At 39.8% G+C, this 12,784-nt stretch carries 11 protein-coding genes; 8 read left to right on the forward strand and 3 right to left on the reverse strand.

All coding sequences use genetic code 11. The features are described from left to right. Window positions 1-108 precede the first annotated feature (108 nt). The 7 genes from J8Z28_RS01450 to glmM all read left to right on the forward strand — a co-directional run bounded on the left by J8Z28_RS01450 (window position 109) and on the right by glmM (window position 8,763). A complete protein-coding gene (locus J8Z28_RS01450; protein ID WP_250659751.1) occupies window positions 109-1,221 on the forward strand; it encodes a glycosyltransferase family 4 protein in 1,113 nt (370 codons plus the stop codon). 147 nt (window positions 1,222-1,368) lie between these two features. Beyond that, a complete protein-coding gene (locus J8Z28_RS01455; RefSeq protein WP_250659752.1) occupies window positions 1,369-2,373 on the forward strand; it encodes an NAD-dependent epimerase in 1,005 nt (334 codons plus the stop codon). A 307-nt stretch (window positions 2,374-2,680) separates the two neighbouring features. Beyond that, window positions 2,681-3,778, forward strand: coding sequence for an ISAs1 family transposase (locus J8Z28_RS01460; RefSeq protein WP_250659367.1), 1,098 nt, complete (start codon window positions 2,681-2,683; stop codon window positions 3,776-3,778). A 181-nt stretch (window positions 3,779-3,959) separates the two neighbouring features. Continuing rightward, window positions 3,960-5,033, forward strand: a complete 1,074-nt coding sequence (gene wecA / locus J8Z28_RS01465; RefSeq protein ID WP_250659753.1) for a UDP-N-acetylglucosamine--undecaprenyl-phosphate N-acetylglucosaminephosphotransferase — start codon at window positions 3,960-3,962, stop codon at window positions 5,031-5,033. Between the two features lie 90 nt (window positions 5,034-5,123). Next, window positions 5,124-6,290: a nucleotide sugar dehydrogenase gene (locus J8Z28_RS01470; protein ID WP_250659754.1), complete on the forward strand. Its 1,167-nt coding sequence runs from the start codon at window positions 5,124-5,126 to the stop codon at window positions 6,288-6,290. Window positions 6,291-6,336: 46 nt separating this feature from the next. After that, on the forward strand, window positions 6,337-7,254 hold the full coding sequence (gene galU, locus J8Z28_RS01475; RefSeq protein ID WP_250659755.1) for a UTP--glucose-1-phosphate uridylyltransferase GalU: 918 nt from the start codon (window positions 6,337-6,339) through the stop codon (window positions 7,252-7,254). 153 nt (window positions 7,255-7,407) lie between these two features. Next, window positions 7,408-8,763 carry a phosphoglucosamine mutase gene (gene glmM, locus J8Z28_RS01480; RefSeq protein WP_250659756.1) on the forward strand — a complete coding sequence of 452 codons (1,356 nt, stop codon included), beginning with the start codon at window positions 7,408-7,410 and terminating at the stop codon, window positions 8,761-8,763. Between the two features lie 149 nt (window positions 8,764-8,912). Here glmM and J8Z28_RS01485 read toward each other — a convergent pair whose 3' ends face one another. Both J8Z28_RS01485 and J8Z28_RS01490 read right to left on the reverse strand, forming a co-directional pair. Further along, complete coding sequence (locus tag J8Z28_RS01485; protein ID WP_250659757.1) at window positions 8,913-10,067, reverse strand: Arm DNA-binding domain-containing protein; 1,155 nt, start codon at window positions 10,065-10,067, stop codon at window positions 8,913-8,915. A 261-nt stretch (window positions 10,068-10,328) separates the two neighbouring features. Then, window positions 10,329-10,655, reverse strand: a complete 327-nt coding sequence (locus tag J8Z28_RS01490; protein WP_250659758.1) for a hypothetical protein — start codon at window positions 10,653-10,655, stop codon at window positions 10,329-10,331. Here J8Z28_RS01490 and J8Z28_RS01495 point away from each other — a divergent pair. Then, window positions 10,654-11,604 (forward strand): IS30 family transposase, encoded by a 951-nt coding sequence (locus J8Z28_RS01495; protein ID WP_063528617.1) that lies wholly within the window; start codon window positions 10,654-10,656, stop codon window positions 11,602-11,604. The genes J8Z28_RS01490 and J8Z28_RS01495 overlap by 2 nt on opposite strands. Here J8Z28_RS01495 and J8Z28_RS01500 read toward each other — a convergent pair. Then, on the reverse strand, window positions 11,587-12,708 hold the full coding sequence (locus J8Z28_RS01500; RefSeq protein ID WP_250659759.1) for a hypothetical protein: 1,122 nt from the start codon (window positions 12,706-12,708) through the stop codon (window positions 11,587-11,589). The genes J8Z28_RS01495 and J8Z28_RS01500 overlap by 18 nt on opposite strands. Window positions 12,709-12,784: the final 76 nt, after the last annotated feature.

A 12,784-nucleotide genomic window follows, 5' to 3' on the forward strand; every position in this document is an offset into this window, starting at 1 on the left:
CTATTCTTGTCGGCTCTATTTATAGGTTTCTATAATGGTTTTATAGTGTGTTTTAAAGGGAAAAGTGATGTGTTTTTTAAATGAGCGGTTGAGGTATCAATTAAAAATATGAGTAAAGTTGTTATTACTGCTAACACTAGTTGGTATTTATTTAATTTTCGTAAAAATACTATATTAGAACTAATAATGCATGGTTATAAAGTTGTAGTTATATCTCCCTATGACTCATATTCCGAAAAACTCGCTGATTTGGGGGCTGAATATCATCACATCAATATAGATCAGGGTGGGACAAACCCAATCCAAGATATAAGCAGCTTTTTGGGATTTGTTAAACTTTATTGTCAAATTAAACCTAATTACGTACTTAATTTTACCCCAAAAAATAATATATATAGCACGCTGGCAGCAAATATGGTTGGAGTAAAATCTATAAACAATATTGCAGGGCTTGGCATATTGTTTATTAATGAAAGTATATCTTCAAAAATTGCTAGAGTGTTATATAGGTACAGTCAATCTAAAGCTGATTTTATTTTTTTTCAAAATGAGGATGATAGGGAGCTATTTAAGTCTCATCGAATAGCTCTAAACGTACAGTCTGACCGTTTACCTGGTTCAGGTGCAGACTTGACACGTTTTATTCTATCGCCAGCTCCCAATGATGGTATTACTCGCTTTTTACTTATCGCTCGTATGCTTTTCGATAAAGGGGTAGGGCAATACGTAGAAGCCGCAAGAGTACTTAAATCCAAATACGGTGATAGTGTTGAGTTTAGGTTATTAGGTTTTTTAGATGTTGATAATCCTTCAGCAGTTTCAAAAGCACAAATGAATGCCTGGGTAGATGAAGGTGTAGTTAATTATTTGGGTACTTCTGACAATGTTGAAGCTGAGATAGCGCAGGTTGATTGCATGGTTTTACCATCGTATTACCGCGAAGGCGTTCCAAAGTCTCTGCTCGAGGCTGGTGCTATGGGGAAACCTATAGTGACAACTGATAATGTAGGATGCCGTGAAACAGTTGACAATGGCTATAATGGTTTTATTTGCGAACCTAGAAGTACTGAAAGCTTAGTTTTAGCTTTAGAAAAAATAACAAATATGGGCCACAAGCAACGTTTAAAGTTTGGTGAAAATAGTCGTGCTAAAATAGAACAAGAGTTTGATGAAAAGATTGTAATTCAAAAGTACCTTTCGGTTTTAAAAGCTCTCCAGTAATCTATAATACTGAATTTTAGTAAAGTCTATACGACGAGGGTATAACCATGTTTGTTCATAATTGATACCTAATTAATTGCAACGATATATTGTTGTCTAAAAATCATATTTCTAATTTTATATAGTTTAGAGTTTAAAAGGATTAAAATGAAATATTTAGTAACTGGCGCTGCTGGTTTTATAGGTAGTGCTGTTGTTGAAAAGCTTACCGCAGCCGGCCATCAAGTAATTGGTATTGATAACTTAAATGACTATTACGATGTTAATTTAAAACTTGCTAGGCTAGAGCGTATTAAGCACGGACAATTTGAGTATAAAGAACTTGACCTGGTTGAGCGTAGTGCAATGGCCAATCTGTTTGAGCAAGAGCAGTTTGACAGGGTTATTCATTTGGCCGCACAAGCAGGCGTCCGTTATTCTATTGAAAATCCTCATGCTTATGCAGATTCAAACTTATTGGGCCACCTAAATATTTTAGAAGGTTGTCGTCAAACTAAAGTGAAGCATTTAATTTATGCATCATCAAGCTCTGTATATGGGTTAAATGCTAAAGTCCCCTTTGAAACGTCTGATGCTGTAGATCATCCTGTATCATTATACGCTGCTACTAAAAAAGCTAACGAGTTAATGTCGCATAGCTATTCACATTTATATGATATACCAACTACAGGGCTTCGCTTTTTTACTGTCTATGGCTCGTGGGGACGGCCAGATATGGCGCCATTTATTTTTACTAAAAAAATACTAGACGGCGAGACTATTGACATAAATAATAATGGCGATATGTGGCGTGATTTTACCCATGTAGGTGACATTGTTGAAGGTGTTGTTCGTATTGCTGATGTTACACCAATTAAAAATGAGCAATGGTCAGTAGAAACCGGTACGCCAGCTTCAAGTTCTGCGCCTTATGCTGTATACAATATAGGTCATGGTTCACCTATTAGCTTAATGGACTTTGTTAAAGCAATTGAAGATGAGCTGGGTATAGAAGCTAAAAAGAACTTTAGGGAAATGCAGCCAGGTGATGTATATCAAACCTATGCAGATACTCAAGATTTATTTGCAGCAACAGGTTACAAACCTAAAGTTGGTATAAAAGAAGGGGTGTCGGAGTTTATTGCTTGGTATAAAAAATTTTATAACAAGTAGTTAATTTCGCTTTAGCGACTTTTTTTTGGTACTGTTTAAGTTTTTGGCTGTTGTATGTATTACTACGACAGCTCATTTATATATCTAAATAGTGCTGCGTTACTATATTAAGTTACCAAATGTTTATTGTGAACTATACTCTTTGGCTTCACATATTATTCATATTTAAGAGTTAACTCTTCCCTTTGTACAAAACGAATTGGCTTGTGTAATGGCCACGGCGGGATCGCACTTTGTAAAAAGGCTTTAACATCCGCCTCTTTTCTGATCTAATAACGCCCACATTGTCACTATCTACTCGTTAATTATGTCGTTATTTAGCCACCTTGAACTTGTGGAAGATAAGCGTTCTTTCATCAATCAACATCATGACCTTACTGATGTCTTATTTCTTATCATTTCGGCGGTTTTATCTGGTTGTGAAGGCTGGAAAGATATCGAAGTGTTTGGACACAGCAAGCTGTCTTGGCTCCGACAGTTCAGAGCATTTAAACATGGTATTCCAACGCGACATAGTATTGCTCGTATTCTTAAAACAGTGGAAACTGACTCTCTGATTTTGGCCCTGCTTAGTTGGGTTAACGAGCAACGAACTCAATCTGACAAGCCAATTATTGCATTTGATGGGAAAACTCTGCGTGGTGCCAGTAAAAAGCGTGAGGATAACTTACACTTGGTGTCCGCTTTTGATTGTGAATCTGGTTTAACTTTGTATCAGCGTACCGTAGAAAGTAAATCTAACGAGATCCCAGCAGTTAGGGCCTTATTAGACGTGCTCGATATTTCAGACTCTATCATCACACTAGATGCACTACATTGTCAGAAAGCGACACTCTCAGCACTGACTTCAAGAGATGCGGACTATTTGGTTCAGGTCAAAGCAAATCAGAAAACGCTTTATAAAGCAGTCGCTTCATGTTTTGAAAAAGCTTTTGAAGAAGAGGGAGATTTGCCTGAGGACGTACAAACCAGCAATGGGCATGGACGTCAGGAAACACGGATCACTTACGCTCTAAAAGCAGACAAACTGCCTAAAGAGATAAAAGAAAAATGGCCAGGGCTTACTTCGTTGGTCGCAGTCGAAAGGCACAATAAGTCAGACTCAATAATAAAAATAGACACGCACTTTTATGTTACTTCTGTCGAGCCAGATGCACAGATGTTGCAGAAAGCAATCCGCCATCATTGGCACATAGAAAATCAGCAGCACTGGGTGTTGGATGTCGTCTTTAAGGAAGACGCTTGCCAGATAAGCGAGCCGATTTCGGCGGAGAATATGGCGCTGTTCAGACGGTTTGTTCGCAACTTGGTAAAACAGCACAAAGGCCGTAAAGACTCGATACGCAGTAAGTGTGTTAGGGCTAGTTTTGACGATGAATTCAGGGCTGAGCTTATCTTTGGTTAATACTTGTTAACAAAGTATGCTCTCACCCTGGTGTAATGGCCTAAAGTTCAGCCTCTGTTGACTATTAAAGCAGCCGTGTAAATAAACATTAGATAATTTACACTTATCGTAAAACAAATTTTATTACCAAACCGCTTATGCAATACCCCGGTTAAATAAGCTGTTCAGGATAGGGACAACCATGTTTATAGATTTACTATTTACTTTTTTTATTGACTTTGCTGTGTTGTTTTTAATGCGTAAAGTAGCACGTAATATAGGGTTAGTAGATAAACCATCTGGCCGAAAAATGCACACTGGTAACATACCATTAGTTGGTGGGGTTGCTATTTGTATAACCATAGTTAATTACATTTATACACACCCAAATATGATTAACCATGCCAATTTATATATGTGCTGTATTATTGGCTTAACAGTTATAGGTGCACTAGACGACCGGTTTGATTTAAGTGTAAAAATACGTATGGCTGTACAAGCGTTTATATCGTTTGCGATGATTTATTACGCAGGCGCAAACCTACATACGCTTGGTAATTTAATTGGCTTTGGAAATATTGATTTAGGTTATCTGTCTACAGTTATTACTATCTTTGCGGTTATTGGGTGTATTAATGCATTTAATATGGTTGATGGCATAGATGGGCTGCTAGGCGGATTATCTATAGTTACATTTGCTAGCTTGGGCATTTTACTTAGCTTGGTGGGTGAAGAAAGCTTAAGTTATTTATGCTTATTGCTTGTTGTTTGTATGATCCCATACATTGTTATGAACCTTGGCCTAGTTGGGCGCGAGCGCAAAGTGTTTATGGGCGATGCCGGCAGTATGATGATTGGATTTACCGTTATTTGGTTATTAATTGGTGCTAGTCAAACACCGGGTAATGCAATGATTCGCCCTGTAACTGCATTATGGTTAATAGCGGTACCTTTAATGGACATGGTGGCAATAATGATTCGCCGCGTTAAGCAGGGCAAGTCTCCATTTAAGCCAGACCGTGAGCATTTGCATCATATTTGTCAGCGTTTAGGGTGTTCGCCAACCCAAACCCTTATTTTAATATGCTCTATTGCATCTGTATTTGCAGGTATTGGTGTAATTGGTGAAGTATTTTTAATACCTGATTTTTTAATGTTTTATGGCTTTGTAATTTTATTTACTACGTATTTAGTGATATTAATAAACTATTGCACGGTAATTAACTTTTTTAGACGAAAATTAGATTTACCTGAAAAAAAATACTCTACCAACTAGTAATTGAATTATCTAAATCGCCCTAGCTTTTTTAATTCAAAATATCATTTAGACGAATTGTTTTTTTTAAATTAACTTTAAAGGAATACCATGAAAATCGCTGTAGTAGGGACAGGCTATGTAGGCCTTTCAAATGCAATGCTTTTAGCACAACACAATGAAGTGGTGGCATTAGACATTGATGAGCACAAAATTGCGCTTTTAAACGATAAGACATCACCAATTGTTGATACTGAAATTAGTGAATTTTTACTGCGTGATGATTTAAACTTCACAGCAACCACCGATAAAAAAGTGGCCTATGAAAACGCAGATTTTGTTATCATCGCCACTCCAACGGATTATGATGTAGAAACAAACTACTTTAATACGCGCTCGGTTGAAGCGGTTATTAAAGATGCTGTGGCACATAATCCTAATGCGGTTATGGTGATTAAGTCGACTATTCCGGTTGGCTTTACGGCTGATATTAAAAAGCAGCTTAAGGCTGACAACTTACTATTCTCACCTGAGTTTTTACGTGAAGGTAAAGCGCTGTACGACAATTTGCATCCGTCACGCATTGTTGTGGGTGAGCAAAGTGAGCGCGCCACTATTTTTGCTAATTTACTGAAGCAAGGTGCAATTAAACAAGACGTTGAAGTGCTATTCACTGACTCAACGGAAGCGGAAGCGATTAAGTTATTTTCTAACACCTACCTTGCTATGCGAGTTGCTTACTTTAATGAACTTGATAGCTACGCAGAAGCACACGGCTTGAACTCAAAGCAAATTATCCAAGGTGTAGGTTTAGACCCACGTATAGGCAGTCATTATAACAACCCGTCGTTTGGTTACGGTGGTTACTGTTTACCAAAAGACACCAAGCAATTACGCGCGAATTATCAAGATGTGCCAAATAATATTATTGGTGCGATTGTAGATGCTAATACTACGCGTAAAGACTTTATTGCCAACTCAATTATAAAGCGCTGCCCTAAAATAGTTGGCGTTTATCGCTTAGTTATGAAATCGGGCTCAGATAACTTCAGAGCTTCGGCTATTCAGGGGATAATGAAGCGTATAAAAGCCAAAGGTATTGAAGTGGTTGTGTATGAGCCGGTGCTTGAAGAAGAGGAATTTTATCACTCACGGGTAATTAAAGACTTAAACGAGTTTAAGCAACTGGCTGATGTGGTTGTATCAAACCGTATGGTGGAAGAGTTGAGTGATATAGCAGATAAAGTGTATACGCGCGATTTATTTGGTAGTGATTAACCCGCCCAATTTCAAAAAATATTAATATTTGTATAAAGGACTACCTATGAAAGCTGTAATTCCTGTTGCAGGGCTTGGCACACGTATGCTGCCTATGACCAAAGCAATTCCAAAAGAGATGCTCCCCATTGTAGATAAACCGCTTATTCAATACATTGTTGCTGAATGTATTGCCGCGGGTATTAAAGAGATTGTACTGGTCACACATAGCTCTAAAAATGCAATTGAAAATCACTTTGATACAAGTTATGAGCTTGAAGCCACCCTTGAAAAGCGTGTTAAACGTGCCTTGCTTGAAGAAGTGCGCTCTATTTGCCCTGCTGATGTAACCATTATGAGTGTGCGCCAAGGTGAAGCAAAAGGCTTAGGGCATGCTATTTTATGTGCAAAGCCCATTGTGGGTGATGATGATTTTATTGTTTTATTGCCAGATGTAGTACTAGATGCATATACGGCAGACCAAAAAACTGAAAATTTAGCAGCGATGTTAAAACGCTTTAGTGAGACACGTACAAGTCAAATTATGCTAGAGCCTGTAGCGCAAGAAGATGTAAGTAAATATGGTATTGCTGATATCGATGGTGTGCAGCTTACTCCTGGCAATAGTGCCGCTATTAAAACCATGGTTGAAAAGCCGGATGCAGACAAAGCTCCCTCTAACCTAGCGGTGGTAGGGCGCTACGTACTGAGTAAAACTATTTGGCCACTCCTTGCTAAAACACCGGTTGGCGCAGGTGGCGAAATACAGTTAACTGATTCAATTGATGAGCTAATGAAACAAGAAACGGTGGAAGCCTTTCACATGAGTGGTCGCTCGCACGACTGTGGTGATAAGCTAGGTTATTTAAAAGCGATTGTTGAATACGGTATGCGAGACACTAAGCTTGGCGACGAATTTGGTAAATACTTAACTACGCTTGTGAATGGTGATGACGCACAAACTAATAATGTCGTTAATCTATAATAATATTAGCTTAAAGTTTGACGCTATGAGCTGCTAAGCTATTTAGCTTATAGTAAAAAAACTGATTATAGCGCGGCTTTAAGTCGCGCTTTTTAATTTTTAACCTTGCTTTATTTTAAATAATTTAAACTGATTAAATATAAAGGAATAATCATGTCACGTAAGTATTTTGGTACCGATGGTGTAAGAGGCAAAGTAGGCACGTTTCCAATCACGCCTGATTTTGCAATGAAACTTGGTTGGGCTGCAGGTACGGTTTTAGCCTCAAGCGGTACTAAAGAGATTTTAATCGGTAAAGATACACGTAATAGCGGTTATATGTTTGAGTCGGCAATGGAAGCAGGCCTTTCGGCGGCAGGTGTAAATGTTGCCTTTGTTGGCCCAATGCCTACCCCCGCGGTTGCCTATTTAGCATCAACGTTTAGAGCCGATGCCGGCGTTGTAATTAGTGCCTCACACAACCCATACTACGATAACGGGATTAAGTTTTTTAATAACTTTGGCACTAAGCTTAACGACGAGCAGGAGCTTGAAATTGAAGCCTTGCTTGAGCAAGCATTAAAAAATGATGCAATGCAGTGTGTAAGCTCAGAGCGTTTAGGTAAAGCAAGGCGTATCAACGATGCCGCCGGCCGATACATTGAATTTTGCAAAGGCATATTTGCCAAAGACTTAACCCTGGAAGGCTTAAAAATAGTTGTAGATAGCGCTAATGGCGCAGCGTATCACATTGCCCCTAATGTTTATTCAGAGTTAGGTGCTGAGGTGATCAGCATTAATGACAAACCCGATGGTTTAAATATTAATGAGCAATGCGGCGCTACCCATTTAGATAGCTTGCAATCTGCCGTAGTAGCAAATAATGCAGACTTAGGTATTGCGCTTGATGGTGATGCCGACAGGCTAATGCTTGTTGATGATGCGGGCAACGTTGTTGATGGCGACCAAATTTTATATATTCTGGCAAAAGCGGCGAAGCTACAAGGTAATATGAACGGCGGTGTTGTAGGTACGCTTATGTCTAACTTGGGCTTAGAGCTTGCACTTAAAGACATGGATATACCATTTAAGCGTGCAAAAGTAGGCGACCGTTATGTTGTTGAGCAACTTAAAAATACCGGTTGGAAACTAGGCGGCGAAGGCTCTGGGCATATTCTACACTTAGACTATGCGACGACGGGTGACGGTATAGTTGCATCACTTTTAGTGCTAACCGCGCTTATACAGCAAAAGCAATCATTAAAAGATTACGTAGCGGGTATGCAAAAACTACCGCAAGTACTTTTAAATGTGCGTTTAACACAAAATAATGCCGATGAAATACTTGATACTGATTCAGTAAAGCAAGCTGTAACTGAAGCCGAAAGTATATTGGCAGACACTGGGCGTGTTTTATTGCGTAAATCAGGCACTGAGCCACTCATCCGCGTTATGGTTGAGTCTACAGATTCAGTGGCCTCACAAGCGCAAGCTGAGCATATTGCAAGTGCAATAAAAGCATTATTGTAAACGAACTACTAGTAGGGAGTGAGTGTGCACTCACTCCTAACGCTATCTCTAGGTACGCTCTGTTTGAGCGTCATCTAGGCGTTATTACTAATATCCCTATTTGAAAACGTTAATGCGGTTAGAAGCACGTATACCCCAACTTAACCCTGCTAAGCAATCCCACGCTCAATCATCATTTCATTAAATGCATACCCATCCTGCCTAGATGCATTAGCTACGTATGGCGCATAAACCTCAAATAATAAACGTGTATCGCTATGCCCTAACATATGTGAAATATAAAGCGGGTTTTCGTGTGCGGCAATATGCAGCACAGCCGCAGTGTGACGTGTTTCGTAAGGGCGCCTTCGTGCTAATCCCGCTTTTTTTAATGCGGGATACCACAGCTGTTTACTCACAAAGTGATTATCGAGTGGGTTGCCTTTATGAGTAAATACAAAGTCACTACTTGTTTGCTCTTTTAAGCGGTTGAATAGTGTATAGAGCGTATCGCACATTTTTAGTTCGCGGCGTGACTTAGGCGTTTTCACATCACACAGCTCACCATTAACCCAATTATGGCGAATACGAATAAGACGATGGTTAAAATCAATGTCTTCCCAACGTAAGCCGTGCACCTCACAACTGCGCATACCTGTCCAAAAACGCACTTTAAAGTAATCTTGCCACTGTGTAGGCGCTGCTTCTAAAAACCGTTGAACCTCATCAGCCGTTAATGGGTTAGAGTCAGCGCGCTCTTCTTTAAGTATTTTGTATCGGCGCATAGGGTAAGGAAAGTTATGCTCTTCAGCCGCCAAGCTTAAAATTGCAATAAGTGGCCATAAAATGCCATTAATACGCTTGTTGGTGAGCTTTCGTCGGCCATTCTTTTCTATCAATGTTAAGCTTTCACGAAAATAATCTACATTGGCCAATGTAATTTCGCTTACCAATATATTACCAAATTCAGGGAGCAAATAGGTATCGAGGGTATTGCGTACTACGCTTTGGTAGCTGCTTTTCCATTTGGCTTTTTGACGATCGAACCACTCATTGGCGTAGTCGTTAAAAAATGGGTGAAGGCGATCGGGGTGTTTACTGCGCTGTAGAGCTTCAAACTTCGCTACTTTTTTACTCTCAGGAAAATAATCACGGTATTGAAACGTTTCTAAATCAATTTCTGCGTTCATTTTTTTGAGTAGGGTATTGGCTTTTTTTAAATTAGCCGGCGTTGCCATGAGCTTAGTGCCTTCACGAAAGCGTTGCCCATAAAGGTGTAAATCAAATTGAATACGCCCATTTGGACGAATGCGAATGTGAGCCATAATGGCCTCCATTAGTTAATAGATCTATAAATAGATCTATCCCTCACCAATGGAATTCGCTAGAATTGAGCCATCGGCTGGGTTGGGTTAAACGTCGCGCAGCCGGTACGGGGTAGGGAGGTTCCAGTCTCTCTACCCCAACTGCTTATTTTATTGTCAGTAATACGAATACCATACACTAAGTACAAAATTGCGCTACTGACTAGAATTTCACATTTAAAATATAGTAAATACTGTATATTTGTCTAGTGCTTTTCAGCGTTAATACTCTTTCTCTTTATCCATAATGTACCCAAATAAATCTTCTTGTACTTCTCGCTTTGTATTTCGAGCATTTGTACCAGCTTGACTTTGATTTAACTCTTCAAGCAACGCTGCAACTTTAGGAAGCTGGCTCTCATCTTTCTCAATCGAAATAGTGCGATGTGGTAGTGTGTTCTCAAGTGAAAAATACACACCTAATTTACGTTCGCCGTTTTCGCCCGAATTCAGATAATAAGTGCACCACTCATGGTTAAACGGTGAGAAGAGATCAACTGCCTGTTGGTGGTACTCTATCGTCGCCAAACAAACAGAAGCATTTACCATGAGTTACAAGCAGTTGATCGCAGGACAAAGATACCAGATAGAAGCCTACTTACGCGAGGGCTTTAGTTATCGTGAGATAGGCAAACGCCTGAAAGTCAGTCATAGCACCATTAGCCGAGAAATCAGACGAAATAGGATCCGGGAAAATCACTATCTACCCGAAGTCGCCCAGGCAAAGACACTCAAAAGGCGCGTTCAAGCCGCAAAGTCGTGTCTATCTAAGCTGACCATCACCTTTGTTGAGTTCGGATTAAAACAAAAGTGGAGTCCCGAGCAAATTGCAGGCGTGGGCCGGATTATTGGGCTTTCAGTGAGTCATGCATGGATTTACGGTTATGTGCAACGGGATAAATTGAGTGGCGGCAAGTTGTTTAGGCACTTACGACAAGGCCATCGACGATATCGCAAAGGTCGTCGTGCGAAGCGTGTCATTATCCCGAACCGAGTGGGCATTGAGCACCGCCCAGCGATTGTTGACAAGAAAAGACGGTTCGGTGACTGGGAAGCTGATACCGTACTGGGTAAGCATGGAACGGGTGCCATAGTCAGCCTAGTTGAACGCCAAAGCAAGCTTTATTTAATACGTAAAGTGCCAGCAAAGAGCGCGGCAGACGTAAGCAGAGCCATGATAGGCATGCTGTGGCGATATCGCCGTCATGTGCATACGATAACCGCTGATAATGGCAGCGAGTTCTGTGACCACGAGCTAGTTGCAGATAAGCTCAACACTGATATTTATTTTGCGAATCCGTATTCCTCATGGGAGCGCGGATTGAATGAAAACTTCAACGGTTTACTGCGCCAGTACATACGCAAAGGCACGGATTTAAGAACGGTAACGGATAAGCAGGTGGCCGATATAGAACGTGCGCTAAACGCCAGACCTAGAAAGTGCCTAGGTTACAAACAGCCTGTCGTTGTGTTTAACGAATTACGCAATGCGGCCTAATTTAGCGAGTGGTGCACTTCGGGGTTGAATTCGCGAGTACTTAAGAATGTCGAGGCGCGTACTTTCCGCTTGGGTTAAGTCGCTAATGTTAATGCCCAATAGTGCTTTTAGTGAAAAGCGATATAATGACTCACTATTTTTTGTTTCGCTACACGTTTGAGTTACCGCGATTGGGTGCACAAATTCAAAAGGGGGCATAATAAATGCAATAGCGGCTTTATCACCGCTTAAATATAAGAGTGCATTATCTGATTTTTTAATAGTTTTATACTCAGCTGAGCAGTGCCTAACTTCATTTTTAAGTGCAAGTAAATCTACTACAACATGTTTTTCGTTAATGAATTTAAGAGGCTTCTTTGCGTAAAACTCTTCAACGCCGGCCAATGAATAAGTGACTGTGACTTCCGGTGTTTTAAAGGTGATTGATTCACCTTGTTGGGCAACTTCAATTTCATCGCCTTCTGTTGCTTTACATACATTATCAACCTCACGGATAATCTCCTCTGTCAAAACCATTGAAACCGGTAGATTTAGGTTGTCAGGTAGGTGCACTTCCTCTACATTTCCATCGCGTTGAACTCGACAATATTGTTTTTCTGCGTTCATTTCACATAATTCTAAAGGCATATTTTGTTTTGCCTCATATATAACTCGCTCTATTGTAGCTTTAGAAACAGTTGAGGTTGGGCGCTGTGCACTTTCTTTGAGATAAGCTAAATGCGCTTCATATACATCAACACACTCACACCGACGCAGTGCATTTTCGCTGCTTTTAGTGTCTTTATGGATTAATTCAACTGATGTCGCATTTGAAAAGGAGGTGTGAACACTGAATTCAATGTCTTCATCTTTACTAAAATAGTTTGGGAGCTGCTTTATAAAACTGCCATCTATAGAAAATTGTGTGTCTTTTACATGACTAGAAGATTTATCAAGTGTAAATTTACTGTGCGAGCATAAAGGCGGTTTACCCGCTATTATTGTAATCGACTCTTCTTTTTTATTTATTAATACGGTTGCTAGGTTATCAAAATAACGAGTATCAATAACCTCCGTGATGCTTTCGAATAGTGCTTTTTTATTACTAGGAATTTTAATCTTCATGGTTGTTCCTTATTGTATTTGAATGATTGAATAAATTTATGTGCAAACTTGAGCACACTAGGTGAAAGAGGCTTTT

The organism is Pseudoalteromonas sp. SCSIO 43088, from assembly GCF_023650795.1.
GTDB lineage: Bacteria > Pseudomonadota > Gammaproteobacteria > Enterobacterales > Alteromonadaceae > Pseudoalteromonas > Pseudoalteromonas shioyasakiensis.